This window comes from Isobaculum melis (assembly GCF_900111355.1).
Classification (GTDB): Bacteria; Bacillota; Bacilli; order Lactobacillales; family Carnobacteriaceae; genus Isobaculum; species Isobaculum melis.
In genome coordinates this window covers 25606-43510 of record NZ_FOHA01000012.1, presented here as the reverse complement: position 1 = coordinate 43510, position 17905 = coordinate 25606, and the positions used below count along the sequence as shown (strand labels likewise).

14 protein-coding genes are annotated in these 17905 nt (G+C 34.9%); 8 read left to right on the top strand and 6 right to left on the bottom strand.

Annotation, left to right across the window (positions count from 1 at the left end; genetic code table 11):
• Window positions 1-111: 111 nt before the first annotated feature.
• Together BMW29_RS09560 and BMW29_RS09555 are read right to left on the bottom strand one after the other, a co-directional pair.
• Window positions 112-858 carry a DUF2262 domain-containing protein gene (locus BMW29_RS09560; protein ID WP_092652807.1) on the bottom strand — a complete coding sequence of 249 codons (747 nt, stop codon included), beginning with the start codon at window positions 856-858 and terminating at the stop codon, window positions 112-114.
• A gap of 14 nt (window positions 859-872) precedes the next feature.
• On the bottom strand, window positions 873-1700 hold the full coding sequence (locus BMW29_RS09555; RefSeq protein WP_092652805.1) for a putative ABC transporter permease: 828 nt from the start codon (window positions 1698-1700) through the stop codon (window positions 873-875).
• Window positions 1701-1857: 157 nt separating this feature from the next.
• On the opposite strand from BMW29_RS09555, the gene BMW29_RS09550 reads away from it, so the two are divergent.
• Together BMW29_RS09550 and BMW29_RS09545 are read left to right on the top strand one after the other, a co-directional pair.
• Window positions 1858-3621: an ABC transporter ATP-binding protein gene (locus BMW29_RS09550; protein ID WP_092652803.1), complete on the top strand. Its 1764-nt coding sequence runs from the start codon at window positions 1858-1860 to the stop codon at window positions 3619-3621.
• Window positions 3614-5356: an ABC transporter ATP-binding protein gene (locus tag BMW29_RS09545; RefSeq protein WP_092652801.1), complete on the top strand. Its 1743-nt coding sequence runs from the start codon at window positions 3614-3616 to the stop codon at window positions 5354-5356. Before BMW29_RS09550 ends, BMW29_RS09545 begins: the two co-directional genes overlap by 8 nt.
• A gap of 104 nt (window positions 5357-5460) precedes the next feature.
• Here BMW29_RS09545 and brnQ read toward each other — a convergent pair whose 3' ends face one another.
• Window positions 5461-6819, bottom strand: coding sequence for a branched-chain amino acid transport system II carrier protein (gene brnQ, locus BMW29_RS09540; RefSeq protein ID WP_281241522.1), 1359 nt, complete (start codon window positions 6817-6819; stop codon window positions 5461-5463).
• 326 nt (window positions 6820-7145) lie between these two features.
• Here brnQ and BMW29_RS09535 point away from each other — a divergent pair, with 326 nt between their 5' ends.
• The gene (locus tag BMW29_RS09535) at window positions 7146-8567 is read left to right on the top strand and encodes an amino acid permease (protein ID WP_092652799.1); all 1422 of its coding nucleotides are present in this window, start codon (window positions 7146-7148) and stop codon (window positions 8565-8567) included.
• A gap of 51 nt (window positions 8568-8618) precedes the next feature.
• Here BMW29_RS09535 and BMW29_RS09530 read toward each other — a convergent pair whose 3' ends face one another.
• Window positions 8619-10958 (bottom strand): helix-turn-helix domain-containing protein, encoded by a 2340-nt coding sequence (locus tag BMW29_RS09530; protein ID WP_092652797.1) that lies wholly within the window; start codon window positions 10956-10958, stop codon window positions 8619-8621.
• Between the two features lie 182 nt (window positions 10959-11140).
• Between BMW29_RS09530 and BMW29_RS09525 the strand changes: the two genes are divergently transcribed.
• The 3 genes from BMW29_RS09525 to BMW29_RS09515 are packed head-to-tail and all read left to right on the top strand — an operon-like array spanning window position 11141 to window position 14904.
• Complete coding sequence (locus BMW29_RS09525; protein ID WP_177165737.1) at window positions 11141-12343, top strand: M20 family metallopeptidase; 1203 nt, start codon at window positions 11141-11143, stop codon at window positions 12341-12343.
• 2 nt (window positions 12344-12345) lie between these two features.
• Window positions 12346-13743, top strand: a complete 1398-nt coding sequence (locus tag BMW29_RS09520) for an MFS transporter (protein ID WP_092652793.1) — start codon at window positions 12346-12348, stop codon at window positions 13741-13743.
• Window positions 13744-13755: 12 nt separating this feature from the next.
• Window positions 13756-14904, top strand: a complete 1149-nt coding sequence (locus tag BMW29_RS09515) for an ArgE/DapE family deacylase (RefSeq protein ID WP_245706266.1) — start codon at window positions 13756-13758, stop codon at window positions 14902-14904.
• Between the two features lie 76 nt (window positions 14905-14980).
• Here the strand turns inward: BMW29_RS09515 and BMW29_RS09510 are convergent, their stop codons facing one another.
• Window positions 14981-15946 (bottom strand): aromatic acid exporter family protein, encoded by a 966-nt coding sequence (locus BMW29_RS09510; protein WP_092652791.1) that lies wholly within the window; start codon window positions 15944-15946, stop codon window positions 14981-14983.
• A gap of 180 nt (window positions 15947-16126) precedes the next feature.
• Here BMW29_RS09510 and BMW29_RS09505 point away from each other — a divergent pair, with 180 nt between their 5' ends.
• Entirely contained in the window at window positions 16127-16588 is a 462-nt protein-coding gene (locus BMW29_RS09505; protein ID WP_092652789.1) for a hypothetical protein, read from the top strand.
• A gap of 19 nt (window positions 16589-16607) precedes the next feature.
• Complete coding sequence (locus tag BMW29_RS09500) at window positions 16608-17144, top strand: hypothetical protein (RefSeq protein WP_092652787.1); 537 nt, start codon at window positions 16608-16610, stop codon at window positions 17142-17144.
• A 239-nt stretch (window positions 17145-17383) separates the two neighbouring features.
• On the opposite strand, the gene BMW29_RS09495 is transcribed toward BMW29_RS09500, so the two are convergent.
• Window positions 17384-17755 carry a VOC family protein gene (locus BMW29_RS09495; protein WP_092652785.1) on the bottom strand — a complete coding sequence of 124 codons (372 nt, stop codon included), beginning with the start codon at window positions 17753-17755 and terminating at the stop codon, window positions 17384-17386.
• Window positions 17756-17905 lie beyond the last annotated feature (150 nt).

The following is a 17905-nucleotide window of genomic DNA, read 5'->3' as shown; positions in this document are numbered from 1 at the left end:
TTCAATAAAAAACCAACCAATACAAAAAAAGCGTATTGGTTGGTTTTTTATTAAATAGGTATCAACTAGCACCTGTTTGAGCCGATTACAGTGTTTTTAATAAATGGGGACTTACCCCTCAATATTTGCCGATAAACATCCATCGTTCAAATTTGCATAAACACAAATCGCATGATCTGTAAATAAATCTCCAGTATTAAACCAAATTTGATAGTTCTTCTCTTCCCAAATAGAAAAGGTAGTGGGTGTCAAATCTTGGCAAAAGGCTTCCTCTGTCAATTCAACAAAATCAGCTTTATCTTTTCCTTCATCAATCCAATCACTATAATTCCACTCATTGGCATCATAGCATAACTCCTCTGCAGCAAAAGAACGTGCTTGTGCCAATAATAGGTCTAATTGTTCATAAATTTGATGGGCGATTGGAAGCTCCTTTTTGTTTTGTAATGCAACAGAAATTTCCTCCCCATGATGTTGCATTTTTCCTTCAAAATAATTCAAGGCTCTATTTTCTTTAAAATTTCCCAAAATAGCATCTTCGAAATCTCTAGGTAATGTTTGTTTTTCTAAAAATAATTGTTCTTCCTGATTGGGAGTGGGTGCTGCGTCTAATAATTGATGAATAAAAATGGTTTCGCCATCCTTTTCTCCTATTATACGAATCATACTGTTTTTTAAGACCTTTTCTTTTAAGTTCTCAAAGGTATCAACAGTTGAAAGAAAAAGTATTGTGCCGCTTTTTGCTGTTAAAGGTTCATTTTCTGCGTGATAGGCTGTATATTCCATTCCTGCAATTGTGTTTTCTGATGGATTTCTATAAAGATAACCAAATCCAGTGATGATTGTATAAGTTTTCATAGAGGGGACGCTCCTTATTTTTTCAGTTGTTTTTTGATTTCATCTAAATTTAATAAATGCTGTTTAAACGCCTTAAAATCTTTAATATCTTTCATTTTCATTTGAGTATAGCTCTTTAAAAAACGACGTTGATTAAAGTTGAATTTTGGTAATTTACTAAATAGTATCGGGTTTTCTTTGACTTCTTTGAGCCAAGCTTCTCGTTTATTTTTCCATTTAGCAGAGAGCAGATGTTGTTTTTTATCAAATGCTTTTTCGAAATCAGTAACAGCAGTCTTTGCTTCCTCTAATTTAGTTTCTAATTCCGTATTTAATTGATGAACCATTTTTTGGAAAGCATTCATACTCATAATAGAGGCGATGGTATCAATCAATAAAAGAATCAACAAAACAATAGGTAGGGTAATGCCAAAATGTGTATTCAACCAGCTTACCCATTGATCTGCTAGAGGATGAATGACTTTGACCACAAAGACACAGGCAATTCCCCAGAAAATCGAGATAGGCAGTGCAATCCGTCCATTTAAATTGAAAGGCACATCCTCATAGCTCCACCAAGTAGTATGGAATAGCTTTTCCATAAAATAACTGGTGAAATATTCTAAAATAGAAACAATCAGGCTTGAAAAAATAAACAATAGAAAGAGATTCTTTTGGAAAGGTGCAACCAAATACACGACCCCAATCAAGCCAAATCCATAAATTGGACAGTAGGGACCAAATAGAAAACCACGATAAACAAATTTCCCTTGTTTGAGAGAACAATAAATTGTTTCCCAGAGCCAACCCATAATGGCATAAATAAAGAATAATAGGATGAGTTTACTAAATGTTTTTTCCATCTTAAAACCAGCTTTCTCTTCATTACTTTGCTCATTATTTTACCTTACTTTCTTTGTTTAGCCAAATCCTGTCTAGCCAGCATAAAAATGAAGTTGTTATATGGTATAATAATGCCACAATAAAAGAGCAAATGATGCGTGAAAAGAGGTTAATCATGTGTTTAAATTATTAAAATATGCAAAAAAATATCGACTGCAAATGATAATTGGTCCGATTTTTAAATTTATCGAAGCGGTTTTTGAATTATTTTTACCCCTACTGATGGCGAACTTAATTGATAATGGGATTAATAAAGGCGATCGAGCCTATATTATCCAAATGGGTGGCTGGATGTTACTGATGTCAGTGATTGGTGTGATTTCCGTGTTTATTTGTCAATACTCAGCATCAATTGCTTCCCAAGGCTTTGGCACAGAATTGCGTAATCGTTTAATGAAAAAAATAGCTGGATTGTCCTATGAAGAATTGGATGAATTGGGTACAGCCACATTAATTACACGAGTAACCAATGATGTGAATCAAATGCAGGTTGCCTTAGCGATGCTGATAAGAATGGTCATTAGAGCACCATTTTTAAGTATTGGCGCTTTAGTGATGTCCATTTATATTAATCCAAAGTTATCACTAATCTTTGCCGTTGTATTGCCATTATTTTTATTTATTCTATATCTCGTCATGCTAAAAACGATTCCAATGTATCGCTATGTCCAAAAGAAAGTCGATCAAATTGCCTTAGTTATTGGCGAAAATATAAGTGGTGTGCGTGTGATTCGTGCTTTTGCTAGACGTAGGACAGAGAAAAAAAGAGTAGCAGAGGCTTCAGATGATTTAGCCAAAGCTTATATTCGAGTGTCAAATTTATCTGCATTGATGAATCCTGCAACAACCCTAGTCATGAATTTTGGGATTATTGTCCTCTTATATATCGGTGGTTTTAGCGTGAATAGTGGAGCGGCTCAACAAGGGGAAATCTTGGCTTTGGTAAATTATTTAATTCAAATGCTCACAGCCATGATTATGGTAGCGAATTTAGTGGTTATTTTTACCCGTGCAGCAGCTTCAGCTTCACGAATTAATGAAGTATTAGCCATCAAGGAAGGGATTCAAGACCCTGAAATCAGTTTACCTGTTCCAGTAGCATCATCACAAATACCAGTTGTGGAATTTAAAACTGTTTCGTTTAGCTATGGACAAGCAGAAGAAAAAGCTTTAGAAAAAATCCACTTAACCTTTAATCAAGGAGAAACAATTGGGATTGTTGGCACAACAGGTAGTGGAAAAAGCACCTTAGCTCATTTGATTCCACGTTTTTATGATGCCACAGAAGGAGAAGTTTTAGTCAATGGACATTCTGTGAAGCAATACCAGCAAGAAGCATTACGTGAAATCATCGGAATTGTTCCACAAAAAAGTGTGCTATTTGCAGGGACAATTTCCGATAATTTAAGAATGGCCAAAAAAGAAGCAACAGATGCTGAAATTATGGAAGCATTGGCTATTTCTCAAAGTCTTAGCTTTGTTGAAAAAATGGATGAGACCATTCATGCACCCGTACAAGAAGGCGGTATGAATTTTTCAGGTGGGCAAAAACAACGCTTAACCATTGCAAGAGCAGTCCTTAAAAAACCAGAAATTTTAATCATTGATGATGGACTAAGCGCGCTAGACTATCGTACTGATTTACAAGTGCGAGCAGCATTAAAAAAACAGCTACAAAACACAACAATTGTGATTATTTCTCAAAGAATTAGCTCTATTATGCAAGCTGACCAAATTCTTGTATTAGATGATGGAAAGCTAGTGGGTCATGGCAAGCATGAATGGTTGCTCAAACATTGTGCAGTCTATCAGGAAATTTATCAATCTCAAGTCAATGAAACGACTCCAGCAGCTGGATTGGAGGGAACCAGTCATGAATAAAAAAATAAGTAAACAACAATTTAAACACTTATTAGCTTATCTTTTGGTTTATAAAATTCAGATTTTTGGCGCTTTATTAGCTGCACTTTTAGGTGGTATCGCTGCAGTTTTAGGTACTTATTATACAGGACGAGGAATTGATCAAATAATTGGTGAAGGGCAGGTTCATTTTGCGCAGTTAACCAAAGTGTTAGGCATCATGATTGGTTTATATCTAGTTGTGATTGTGACACAATTATTGGTTCAATACTTCGCCAATAAGATTTCCTATCAAGCAATTAGAGATTTGCGAATAGATGCTTTTGAAAAAGTCAATCAGCTACCATTAGCATTTTTTGATGGACAATCAAAAGGTGATCTGATTAGCCGTTTTACCAATGATTTAGATAGTATTTCTGATGCCATCAATGTTACCATGAATAGTTTATTTTCAGGAATCGTTATTGTGGTTGCATCCCTAGGCTACATGCTTTATTTAAGCCCACTTTTAACCATGGTTGTCTTGACTACAACACCCATTATTTTTGTGATTGCATTTATTGTTGCCAAGTTTTCACAAAAACATTTTACAGGACAACAAAAAGTAGTAGGAGAGATTTCTGGTTATGTATCAGAAATGGTAGGCAATCAGAAAATTGTCAAAGCTTTTGGTTATGAGGCAGCGATGTTGGCTGCTTTTAATCAAAAAAATCAGCGCTTATATACATGGGGACAAAAAGCACAGTTTACGTCATCCATTACCAATCCCTCTGCTCGCTTTGTAGATCATCTTGCCTATCTATTCATTGGCGTGATTGGTGGCTTACTCGTTTTATCAGGGCAGATCACAGTGGGTGTTGTTTCAAGCTTTGTGATCTATTCTGCTCAATTCTCTAAGCCATTTATTGAGCTTTCAGGTATCACGACACAAATCCAAACAGCCTTTGCGGGACTTAGTAGAATCCTAACCATTATGCGTACCCCGCCAGAAGAGCCCAATTCTCCAACGGCGATTACTTTATCGAATTGTCGTGGAGAAGTAGTATTTAAGCAGGTTGCTTTTGCTTATGAAGCAGATAAACCATTGATTCAAGATTTTAATCTAACCGTTTCACCAGGAGAAACCGTTGCTATTGTTGGCCAAACAGGAGCAGGAAAAACAACCTTAGTCAATTTACTGATGCGTTTTTATGAATTAAATAGTGGCCATATTTATATTGATGGGAAAAAATCCACAGATTATACAAGAGACTCATTGCGACGTGCTTTTGGTATGGTTCTGCAGGATACTTGGTTATATTCAGGAACAATTGCAGATAATATCGCTTATGGGAAACCAGGGGTAACTAGAGAAGAAATTGTTCATGTAGCCAAAGAAGCTTACGCTGATTCCTTTATCCGTAAATTACCAAAAGGTTATGAGACAATTATTGGTGAAAAAGGTGTGAGCCTATCAGCTGGACAAAGACAACTCTTAACCATCGCTAGAGCCATGCTTGCAGATGCGCCCATGCTCATTTTAGATGAAGCAACCAGCTCAGTGGATACCCTAACAGAACAACGCATTCAAGACGGATTTTTAAGCATGATGACTGGGAAAACCAGCTTTGTGATAGCGCACCGCCTTTCAACCATTAAAGAAGCCGATTTAATCTTAGTGATGGAACAAGGACGAGTTGTTGAAACAGGGAAGCATGAAGCATTACTAGAAAAAAATGGCTTTTATGCGAAGCTATATCAGGCGCAATTTGAATAAAAATTGCCTCTATCTAAAAGATGATCTCTATTTATTTCTCTATTCTTTTATCAGTGCATTTGAATGTGCTTAGTTACAGAGAATAATCAAAAAAACACCTGAAATCAAGAACTGATTTCAGGTGTTTTCTTTTTCGTTGCTAAACTAATCATCCAGCCAATTGCTAGACCTAAACAAACAGGAAGTACCCAGCCCATCCCAATATCATAAAATGGGAGAAACTTTTGATAAAATTGCACAATTTGTGGCAGTACAGGCATTGCTTTCCAGTTAAAGGGCAACAAAATGATCCCATCAATCATACTGACACAGAAAGTAAAAGCTGTTGTTATGGCATAAACCACTCTTCTATGATGAAATAAGGGGGATAGAAAAGCCAGGAGAATCAAACTAATTGCCAGTGGATATAAGAAAGTTAGCACTGGAACAGAAAATTTAATAATATTTGTTAATCCTAAATTTGCTACAAAGGCTGCAAAGACACTAAAACCGATTGCAAAATAACGATAATGAATTTTAGGGAAAAGCTGATTAAAGCATTCGCCACCTGCTGTAATGAGACCAATAGCTGTTTTTAAACAAGCTAGTGTCACAATAATAGCAAGCAAGATAGAACCAAATGAGCCAAAATAATAATCGGCAATTTGTGCAAGTGCAATGCCACCATTTGCTGAAATTGGAAATTTCCCAACACTTGTCGCACCAATATAGGCTAAACAACTGTAAATAATCCCCATTAAAATAATGGTAACCATCCCAGACTTGATGGTGTCAATTGCAATCTGCTTTGGTTTGGTAATCCCTAAATCTTTGATTGCTTGAACCACAATAATACCAAAAGCTAGAGAAGCAAGTGCATCCATTGTTTGATAGCCTTGTGTAAAACCAGTAATGAAAGGCGCATCCTGATAATTAGCTGTAGGTGATGATAATTCACCCATAGGATTCACAAAGGCTGCAATAATCAAGAATGCCAAAAATAATAAGAATAAAGGATTTAAAATCTTACCTACCCAAACCAAAATCTTAGAAGGCTTTAGGGCAAAGGCAAGTGCTGTCGCAAAGAATAAAATAGTGAAAATACCCAATGCTACTGTTTGGTGCTCAGGCTGAATGAACGGTGCAATCCCAATTTCATAAGAAACCGTTCCAGTTCTTGGTAAAGCAAAAAATGGACCAATTGTTAAGTAAAGTAGCATGGTAAAAATAAGGCCATAAACAGGATGAACACGACTTGCTAAATCATATAAACCATTACTACGAGAAATCCCAATTGCCACGACCCCTAGAAAAGGTAAGCCGATTCCAGTAATCAGAAACCCAATTGTCGCAGGTGTTAATTGTAGGCCTGCTTCTTGTCCAACATGAACAGGGAAAATAAGATTGCCAGCGCCAAAAAATAGGCCAAATAGCATAGAACCTATCAATAGATAGGATGAAGTTGTTAATTTTTTTTCTTCCAAATAAGTATGCCTCCAATTTAACAATATGTTGAAATCATATAATGAGGGGAATGAATTTGCAAGAAGAATTTATCTAGTCTATTCCCTCTTTGTTTTCTAATCGTCAGAATCTTTCTGAAAAACAAAAGTATGATAGTATATTTTTTAAGTAATATTCTTTCAGCTTTTTATGTTTTTGTTAGTGATAATGTTTGATAATAAAATAGTATCCTGGTTTTTGGAAGATTAGATTTTTTTCATTTTAATTGCTGAAAAAATAAAATTATTATATGATTGTCTACGTGTTTATAAGGGAAACTATACTTTTTATAAGGGGATTTTTAAGAATGAATAACAATTTAAAACAATTCAGATGGTACAATATTGCCTTAATCGCATTCGTATCTGTTTGGGGCTTTGGAAATGTTGTTAACAACTATGCAAACCAAGGACTTCAAGTTGTCACATCATGGATCTTGATTTTAGCACTTTATTTTATTCCATATGCACTAATTGTAGGACAGCTAGGTTCTACGTTTAAAGAAAGCCAGGGCGGTGTTAGCGCGTGGGTTCGTGCCACAACAACCAAAAAATTAGCTTACTTTGCTGCTTGGACTTATTGGGTGGTACACATTCCTTATTTAGCACAAAAACCACAGGGAATCTTAATTGCGCTAGGCTGGGCGATTAAAGGGAACGGTGATTTATTAAAAGGTGTACCCATCGTTTATGTACAATTAATGATTTTAGCTATTTTCCTATTCTTTTTATGGATTGCCTCAAAAGGCTTAACAACCTTAAAGAGGATCGGTTCAATTGCAGGTATGGCAATGTTTGTGATGTCTATTCTGTTCATCATTTTAGCCGTAACAGCACCCGCAATGACAGGTATTAAATTAGCAACACAAAATATTACACTCGATTCATTTATTCCAAACTTTAATTTCACCTACTTCACAACCATTTCGATGCTTGTCTTCGCAGTAGGTGGCGCAGAAAAGATTTCACCTTATGTTAATAGTACCAAGAATCCAGCAAGAGAATTCCCTAAAGGAATGATTTTCTTAGCAATTATGGTTGCAATTTGTGCCTTACTTGGCTCATTTGCAATGGGCATTATTTTTGATTCTAATAATATCCCAGCAGATTTAAAAATGAATGGCCAATACTATGCCTTCCAAATGTTAGGTGACTACTATGGTGTAGGAAATGTCTTCCTAGTCTTATATGCAATTGCCAATATGATGGCATCGATTTCAGCTTTAGCCTTCTCAATTGATGCACCACTAAAAGTTCTTTTAGGCGATGCAGATAAAGAGTATATTCCAGAAAAACTATCTAAAGTAGATAAAAATGGTACCCCAAGAAATGGTTACATTTTAACAGGTATCCTAGTCAGCATCATCATCCTCATTCCAGTCATCGGAATTGGTGATATGAACTCATTATATAACTGGTTATTACAATTAAATGCCATTGTGATGCCAATGCGTTACCTATGGGTATTCCTAGCTTATATGATGCTGAATAAGCTCTCAGACAAATTCCAATCTGAATATAAATTTGTAAAAAATACAAAATTAGGCTTTGGAATCGGTACTTGGTGCTTCATCTTCACAGCATTTGCTTGTATTATGGGGATGTTCCCGAATGTACCAGCCTTCACAAGTGATTGGTACTTCCAATTAACCTTGAATATTTTAACACCGCTTGTCTTTGTAGCGCTTGGCTTAATCTTGCCATTGATTGCAAGAAGAGGAAATAAATAAACAAAACACTACCCGTCGATTGCTTAGGAGCAGTAGGCGGGTATTTTTTATTTAGAATAAAATAGGGGTTAACTCAATTAAGGCAACACCATTTGTATCTAAAGTGAGATAATGATTAAATAATGACTCAATGTGTGTATCAAAAACCTTTATCTTAGGCTTTGTTTTTTCAACAATATACTGTTGCGTTTCGATATCTAACTGGTTTACCTGACTAAATTCATCATAAGAATAGAATAATGCACCATTTTGACGATTAAATTCAATAAGCTTTACTTGATAACGATTGGGCTTAATACCAGTAATAGCTAAATCAATGGTGATGGTTTGACTCTTTAAAAAGGCTTCTTCAGAAGAAAGGTGCGGATCAAAATAATTGGGATTAAACAACAAAAGCTGATAGGTTCCATGGTGAACTGTTAAAAGATAATCTTCTCCTTGTGCTAGCATTTCCCCTAAAGTTCGTCTGGCCAATGCTAAACAAAAGTAGGCTGGCCGTTTCCCACTATAATAATGAAATAGCTCTAAACTATCATTTTTAAGTGGCCGTTTTTGTGTATTTTCCTCATATAATTCAATATTTAACCAAAAGCCATATCCTACAACTAATTGATCGAATTTTAACATATTTTTTAAGATAATCGCACCTCTGAAAAAGGTACCGTTGATATTTCTGGTCATCCCTGTTAAGGTATTCCATTCAGTCAAATATAAGGGCAACTTGATGCCGTTTTCTTTCATCATTTGCTTGATATATAAGGTTTTATCGACCACGTACTGATGATAATTTTTTAAATCAGGAAAATGATTTTCAGGATTATGAAAGACATAATTAGGTTCTGCTGAAAAAGAAAGAAAATGACAAAATTGTGCAATTTCTTGATAAAAGCAGGGTAATATATGAGATTGTTCAAATTCAAAAAAAGGATCAGGTAAAGGAACTCTTGCGCCAATTTCGATTGTAGAAGAAATACTCTGTAATAGATGGCAGATTTCTTTAAATTCAGAATGATACGCTTGAATATCATTCCCCTCAAATAAACAATTAACCTTCCATTGTGGTGCGACTTCTGTTCCAAGATAACTTTGGATATGTTGGAAAAATCGACGATAAACCTCTTTGCTTTTTTCATTTAGTTGTTTAAATTCATCTAAAGACAATTGGAAAAAAATCGATAAGCCTTCTGCTTTCAAAAAAGCTAAAATCCCATCTAATATTTCAAAAGAAGGAAAAGAGTTTAAAGCAGCTTGTTGATGGATTTTTACTGATAAAGGAACTTTTTTAAAAGAAGAATGAATGCTAATATAAGTAATTCTCATCTCTTTGTTTAATTGGCGAAGTTGTTCTTGTACACTTTTTATGGCTAAAACTTTCCAATCTCCAACATGAATCATGATTTCAGAATCTTGTCTTTCTATTCCAGCTGTTTTTGTTGTAATGTGCAATTTTTTTGTTTTTAAAGATACTTTTGAAGGTTGTTGGTCTTCAGCAGGTGCATGGGTATAGCTATATAAAGGAATCAGAATTTCCTTCTTTTCAACATTTTCAAGCATAGTCTTGGGCTGTTCGTTTGAAGGTGCGCGGGCAACATCTAAATGTTTAGCGCGATAGAGGGTTGGTAATTCATTAAAAAGTTTTTTAAAATGTTGACGATACGTTTTGCTATTGCTAAACCCATTATTCAAAGCAATTTGTTCAATGTTTTTTTTAGAATACAGTAATTCTGGAATACTATGTTTGACACAAATAGTTCGTATATAATGAGAAAAATACTCACCTGTTTCTTTTTTGAAAAATTTTGATAAAGCTGATTCTGACATAAAAAACTTTTCCGCCATATCTGCTAAAAGAATCCCGCTTTGATAATTTTCTTCGATATATTCAATCATTGTTCTTAATTTTTGATTATCTGAAAGCTGATAGCTATTCGTATTTTCTTTTTGAAAGAATTGGACAAGAGATAGAATAATTTGAGATAACAATAGATTCACTTTTAACGCTTTAGCTGAATCATTGCTGAATTCAACTAAACACAATTCCGCAACTTGTCTTCTAAGTGCAGTAATAGCCTCCATTTTTCCATATTCATTTAGCTTAGGTGTACATTCAAAGCGTGTATAAAAAATGGCTGGAAACTGTGTAGCAAAAAATAAATGATTGATATGCATTTCTACATATAAACAATAGTCTGACTCTTCAACAGTGAGTAAAATATGTTCATTTGCATTCATCACAAATACGTCTCCCTCTGCTAAAGAACAATGCTCTTCCTCTGCTTGAATAAACATTTTCCCTTTTAAAAGAATCAGAATAGTTGTTTCTTGATAAAGAACCTGCTTTTCTTTTTGAAATTGTTGGTAATAGATTCGATAGTTTCTATTGGCAATCATTTTATTCTCCTTTTCGTTTCAATATTAGGTTTATTATAGCATGGATTCGAAAATATATTCCTTTTGTGGTTCTTTTATTTTCTTTATTTAAGATAAAGGAAAATGATATCTGTTATTAGGAAATTTTGGGTATTGTGATGCTTTGGATTGAGCATAGAATATGTAATGTGGTGAGAGGAGAGATGATAATGGAAAATTTACAAACCAAACTATTTGCAAAACTTCAAGAAAAAGAAGCAGAAATGATTCAGATTCGTCGTCATTTCCATGAGTCTCCTGAATTATCTTTTCAGGAAACAAAAACAGCGCAATATATTGCTGCTTTTTATGAAGACAAAGCCTGTGATATTCAAACCAATGTTGGTGGAGGAAATGGCATTTTAGTTGATATTCATGGTGGAAAAAAAGGGCCTACCTTAGCGATTCGAGCAGATTTTGATGCTTTACCCATTCAAGAAGAGACCGAACTGCCATTTTCTTCTAAGATTCCAGGTGTTATGCATGCTTGCGGACATGATGGACATACAGCATACATGATGGTTTTAGCAGCTTCTTTAATTGAATTAAAAGAAGAATTAGCAGGTACCATTCGTGTTATTCATCAACCAGCAGAAGAAGTTCCTCCTGGTGGTGCAAAAGGGATGATTGAAGCAGGTTGTTTAGATGGTGTAGAGAATGTTTTGGGGATTCATGTGATGAGCACAATGCCATTAGGAGATGTACTTTATCATAAAGGACCGGTTCATACTGGTAGAGCATCATTTAAGGTTGCTTTAAAAGGAAAAGGAGGGCATGGTTCAACACCTCAAGATGCAAATGACACAATCGTTGCAGCCGCACAATTTGTGACCGCGATTCAAACCATTGTAAGTCGTCGTATTAATCCATTTGATACAGCAACTGTTACAATTGGCTCATTTGATGGTAAGGGCTCATCTAATGTGATTAAAGATACTGTAACACTTGAAGGCGATGTTCGCATGATGAAAGAAGAAACACGTGAAATTGTAGAAAAAGAATTCAGACAAATTGTAGAGGGTATCAGTCATACTTTTGGACTGACTTACGAGTTGACTTATGAAAATGATTATCCAGTTTGTGTAAATGATGAAAAAGTCACAGAAATGGTAGCGAATGCACTACAAGAAGCTGCGATACCTGAAATGAAGAATCTTGTTGAATGTGGTCCGCAAACACCATCAGAAGATTTTTCTTACTATGCAAAAGAACGTCCAAGTTGTTTCTTTTTTGTTGGTGCACATAAAGAAGGTACGCCGATGTATCCGCATCATCATCCAAAGTTTTACATTGATGAAGCTTGCCTAATGATTGCAGCAAAATCAATGGCAAGTGCAGTTGTATACTATTTATCTAAAGGAGTTTAATCATGAAAACAACAGCAAACACAGCAGATGCTGTAGCATATAAAGGTACAAATAAATTACTGATAGGAATTGTTTTAAGTGTGCTTACTTATTGGTTATTTGCACAATCTCTATTAAACATGGCGCCATCTGTCCAAGCTGATTTAGGTGTTTCTTCTGGTATTTTAAACATTGGCATTTCCATGACTGGTTTATTTTCCGGGATTTTTATTGTAGTTGCCGGAGGTTTAGCTGATAAAGTAGGGCGGATGAAATTAACTTATATTGGACTTATTCTAAGTATTATTGGTTCAGCTGCATTAGTTATTGCGAATGGTTCTTTCTTATTTATTGCTGGTCGTATCTTACAAGGTTTGTCAGCAGCTTGTATTATGCCTGCAACAATGGCTTTAGTTAAAACTTATTATGATGGGAAAGATCGTCAACGTGCATTAAGTTATTGGTCTATTGGCTCTTGGGGTGGTTCAGGTTTATGTTCTTTCTTTGGGGGTGCCATTGCTAGTTCACTAGGTTGGCGTTATGTCTTTATTTTTTCAATCCTTATTTCATTACTGAGTATCTTTTTGATTTTTGGTACACCAGAAAGTAAAGTTGAAAGTAATCAAAAAAGTAAGTTTGACACTATTGGTTTATTGCTATTTATTGTTTCCATGGTCGCTTTAAATATTGTGGTTTCAAAAGGCTCAGAATTAGGCTGGACAAGCCCAATGGTTCTTGGATTAGCTGTCATTGTTGTTGTCGGGTTAATTGTTTTTTATAAAGTAGAACGAGCAATTGATGATAGCTTTGTAGAATTTTCATTATTTGAAAATCGAGGGTATCTAGGAGCGACCATTTCTAATTTCCTATTAAATGCGGTTGCAGGAACATTGATTGTTATTAATACGTATGTTCAACAAGGACGTGGCTTATCAGCAGCTAGTACAGGGTTATTATCAATCGGTTATCTTTGTTTAGTATTAGTAACCATTCGTATTGGTGAAAAATTACTTCAAACAATTGGTGCTAAGAAACCGATGCTTTGGGGCACGATTTCATCAGGTGTCGGGATTGGCTTAATGGCTTTAACCACCGTTACAGGTACAGCTTATTTTGTCTTAGTTTTCATAGGCTATAGTTTATTTGGAATGGGTTTAGGGATGTATGCAACTCCATCAACCGATACAGCTATTTCAAGTGTACCAAATGAAAAAGCAGGTGTTGCCTCAGGAATTTATAAAATGGCGAGTTCACTTGGTGGTTCTTTAGGCGTTGCCATTTCAGCCGCCGTTTATAATGGCTTTAGTGCAGGTGTTGACTACACGCTAGGAGCAACACTAGGTTTACTTACAAATGTTGTGTTCTGTCTATTGGCATTACTTTCTATCGTATTTATTATTCCAGCAGAAAAACGTAATTAAGGGGCGAATCAAATGATGAACAATCAAGAAGCGTTAGATTTATTAAAAGAAGTGGTACAAATAAAAAGTGTGTTAAGTGATGAGAAAATAGTAGCAGATAAACTAGAAAAATTATTGACTAGCTACGATATTCCTTGTGAGCAAGTTGAATATAGTGCAGGCAGAAATCAATTAGTTGCAACCTTAAAAGGAAAAGAAGAAGGTCCAGTTCTTGGCTTTTCTGGACATATGGATGTAGTTCCTATTGGGGAAATTCCATGGGAAAATGATCCCTTTGCGGCGCTTGAAAAAGATGGTTTATTATTTGGTCGAGGTACGTGTGATATGAAATCAGGCTTAATTGCGGCAGTTGTTGCAATGATTCGTTTGAAAGAAGCAGGTGCTGATTTTAAAGGGACAATTAAGCTGTTGGCAACAGTTGGAGAAGAAACCAGCGCTATTGGTTCTGGACAACTAGTAGATAAAGGTTATGCAGATGATTTAGATGCTCTAGTCATTGGAGAGCCAACCAATGTTGCAATCGGTGTTGCACATAAAGGTGCATTATGGCCTCGTATTACCACTTATGGAAAAACTGCACATGGTTCAATGCCAGATCAAGGAGTCAATGCAATTGAACATATGTTACTTGTTTTAAATGCATTCAAAAAAAACTTTGATTTTTCTAAATCAATTGATGAATTAGTTGGTGCATCAACTTCCAGCTTAGATATTATCAATGCTGGTAATGGAACCAATGTTGTACCAGATAAATGTACAGTAGAAATTGATATCCGTACAATTAAAACTCAAGATCACGAAGAATTAAAACAACAATTTAAAGAAATGATTGCTCATTTAACAAATACTGTACCAGATTTTAAAGCAGAGATTGAATTTATTAATGACTTACCTTCCGTTAGAACGGAAGTAGACAATCCATTCACTATTTTAACGCAAAAAGTCGTAACAGAAGTTACGCAAAGAGAAGCGAATATATTTGGTATGACAGGTTATACAGATGGTTCACAATTTGGACGAGTGAAAAAAGAATTTCCAATTTTAATTTTAGGACCAGGCGAAACAAAGTATGCACATCAGCCAAATGAATTTGTGAAGATTGACGATTTTTATCAAATGATTGAAATCAATGAGCGAATTGTAAAAGAATATTTGAAATAAAGTGAGACGATTAGAAGTGAAAACACGACTTCACACAAATAAGAAATGATTGTGTGAAGTCGTGCTTTTTATTGTCTTAATTTTCTTTGGGGTGTAAATGTTCATAAAATTCCCGCTTCACTTCCAATAAATGATGAAAATCATTCAAAAACTGAAAAAGTGTTGCCCGATTCTCAAATTCCTCCCGAGTTTGAGGCAATGGACTCTTTCTAAATACTTCTAATAACTGATCCACATCCTTAACAAGCTCAGTCACTGGATTATTTTCATCCAAACAAACCGCAGTATTTCCAACCAAAATCGCCAACTGCTCACTTTGCTCATTGGTCACATCAAAATGAATCAAATGCTGCTTCATCAAGGCTAAAATCGTAAATTGTAAATGACGCATATCAAAATATTTCACATAGTAATGTGCCCGCTCAAAAATTACATTATTGAACTGTTGCTCCGCCATAATCTCCGCATCAACTAATTTTTGATCTAAGAGAGGGAATAGTCCATCAGTATCTACATAAACAGCTTCCTCTTTTAAACTATGTGCCATTTGCCCAAGAATCCGTTGCATTAAAGATTCAATTGCGCGCTGTTCAGCAATCAATTTTTCCTCTAAAGTAGGCATATACAAATTCATTAAAATCCCAATGCCAGCCCCAACAAACATTAATAACAATTCATTGATTTGCCAATGCAGAGCAATCGACTGCTCAATATATAAATGTGTTACTAAAACCGAACTAACCACAATCCCATCTGTCACTTTCAATTTTGCGGTTACTGGAATAAATAAGAGCAAATACAAGCCAAATACATAAGGCTGGTAACCAAGTAATGCAAATAATGCAGAGCTAATTCCAAGTGCAAGTACCGTAGAAAGTAACCGTTGACTTGCTAATTTAAAAGAATCCATTTTTGTGTTTTGGACACTTAAAATCACAATAATCCCAGCTGAAATTGCATAATCCAAATGTAACAGTTGTGCCATTATCAGTGCTAAAGTAGCGCCCAAGGCAGTTTTTAGTGTGCGTAAGCCAATTTTCATCTCAAAACCTACCTTTAATATTTTATATGAATTATCATATCATAACAGAACAGTTTTTAAGAGAAAAAGTAATGTGCAATGCCATTTTGTTATGTTATATTTGAATTCAGGTACATTCTGCCAATCAATAGATGAAGTGTTATTTAATGAAGAGAACAAAGTAAGGAAGGAGGCTAATTGATGGAAGAAGTAAACAGTCTATTAGAAGATGCAATTAAACTCATTCCAAGTAAAATGCTAGAAGATTTACCTCCAAATAGATTAGGAATTATCTATTCTTTGCCTTTTGAAAGTAAATTATGGGCTATGGGTGAACAGCTTAGACAGCTTATCCAAACGGATAAAAAGTTTCAATTTGATGAAAGACAAATCAAACTACTACTAAAAATCATTCAAAATAAACAGGCAAAACGTGGGAGACAGAGTTTTGTGATGCTGCTAGGGAAGAGAAAATATGCCTATTTGGCCCCACAACTGATTCCTTATCTTGATGATCCTTGTATTGCGCTACATATTTTTGATACGATTTATAAAATGCGCGCATTAGGCTACAAAAAAGAATTCCTAGATTTTCAAAAAAAATTTAAGCCACTAGCTAATGATCGGAAAAAAATCCAAAACTATTTAAATGATTTCCAATAAAAAAGGAGTAGAATACACAATGAATCATATCCCTACATATTTAAAAGAACATGCAACATTTATTGCTGAAAATGATTTTTTAGAATTAAAAATTGAGCCTAAACTTCCACATGATTGGTTTGAAATATTTTATTCAGGGGATTTAATCTATCTTGAAAATGATTGCTTGATAACAAATGAAAAGCTTGCTGAACCCATCCTAATCATTGCTAAAAGTCATGATTCTAATGAGGAAATTGTGCTATTTGATGGGGCTTTATATGGGTATGACAATATGTTTTGTTATGAACATGACCCATTATTTGTTAAAAATAGAAGCTTAAAAAAATACCCTTCAGAAAAAGTAAGAACCATTGAGTTAGCTGTAGGACTAGGTATTGATTATGAAAGTGAGAAAGAAGATTACAGCTTTGATTCAGAGGGCAATGTGGTGTTGATAGATGATAGACGGGTCGCTTGGGAAGATGTTAAAAGAGATGGCTTTGATTTTCTTCAAATTAAAATCATAACCGAAGAAAATCAGGTTTATGAAATTATGAGTGAAGAACTAAGCTGATTTTTCATCTAGAAGAGGGGATAGCCCGTCAGTATCGACATAAACGGCTTCCCCTTTTAAACATGCTGCTATTTGTCAAAAAATTTTTTGTATCAAAGATTCAATCACGTGTTGCTCGGTGATTAATTTCTCTTCTAAAGTAGCGTCTAAAGCAGTTTTTAATGTGCATCAGCCAAGCTTCATCTCAAAACCTACCTTATTTTGAAAATGAGATTCACTATTCTATTTCATTTTTTGTTTTATTCACCATGATAAACAGCTTCAATATTGTAGCCATCTAAGTCATAAATAAATGTAGCATAATAGTTTTCATGATAGTCTCTAAAACCCGGTTCTCCATTGCTTGTTCCGCCTAACTCCAATGCTGTCAGATAAAAACGATCAACTTCTTGTTTGGATTTAGCGTTGAAAGCAAAGTGAATATGTTGCGGTTTACCTTCAGCTATCCAAAAATAGCCACCAGGATCACCACCAGAAAAGCCAATATCACCAAAACTAACAGTTTTACCAAAATCTAATTTAATTTCTGCATTCAATGTTGCGAGTAGATTTTTGTAAAAGACTTTACTTTTTTCAATATCAGTTACCTTAATGGTAAAATGATCTAACATGACTGTTCACTCCCAATAGTTGTTATTTTATTCAATACTATTATAAGAACATGCGTTCCTTTTTGTCAAGAGAATATTCAAACGATGACAAGTTATGTCGCATGATTAGATAGCCTATTTAATGTAATCGAAAGCATGTATTCTCAAAAT

Bases quoted from the DNA above. Each gene is read 5' to 3' on its own strand.
- BMW29_RS09560 (WP_092652807.1), bottom strand. From the start codon at position 858: ATGAAAACTTATACAATCATCACTGGATTTGGTTATCTTTATAGAAAT.
- BMW29_RS09555 (WP_092652805.1), bottom strand. From the start codon at position 1,700: ATGGAAAAAACATTTAGTAAACTCATCCTATTATTCTTTATTTATGCC.
- BMW29_RS09545 (WP_092652801.1), top strand. From the start codon at position 3,614: ATGAATAAAAAAATAAGTAAACAACAATTTAAACACTTATTAGCTTAT.
- BMW29_RS09535 (WP_092652799.1), top strand. From the start codon at position 7,146: ATGAATAACAATTTAAAACAATTCAGATGGTACAATATTGCCTTAATC.
- BMW29_RS09530 (WP_092652797.1), bottom strand. From the start codon at position 10,958: ATGATTGCCAATAGAAACTATCGAATCTATTACCAACAATTTCAAAAA.
- BMW29_RS09525 (WP_177165737.1), top strand. From the start codon at position 11,141: ATGATAATGGAAAATTTACAAACCAAACTATTTGCAAAACTTCAAGAA.
- BMW29_RS09520 (WP_092652793.1), top strand. From the start codon at position 12,346: ATGAAAACAACAGCAAACACAGCAGATGCTGTAGCATATAAAGGTACA.
- BMW29_RS09515 (WP_245706266.1), top strand. From the start codon at position 13,756: ATGATGAACAATCAAGAAGCGTTAGATTTATTAAAAGAAGTGGTACAA.
- BMW29_RS09510 (WP_092652791.1), bottom strand. From the start codon at position 15,946: ATGAAAATTGGCTTACGCACACTAAAAACTGCCTTGGGCGCTACTTTA.
- BMW29_RS09505 (WP_092652789.1), top strand. From the start codon at position 16,127: ATGGAAGAAGTAAACAGTCTATTAGAAGATGCAATTAAACTCATTCCA.
- BMW29_RS09500 (WP_092652787.1), top strand. From the start codon at position 16,608: ATGAATCATATCCCTACATATTTAAAAGAACATGCAACATTTATTGCT.
- BMW29_RS09495 (WP_092652785.1), bottom strand. From the start codon at position 17,755: ATGTTAGATCATTTTACCATTAAGGTAACTGATATTGAAAAAAGTAAA.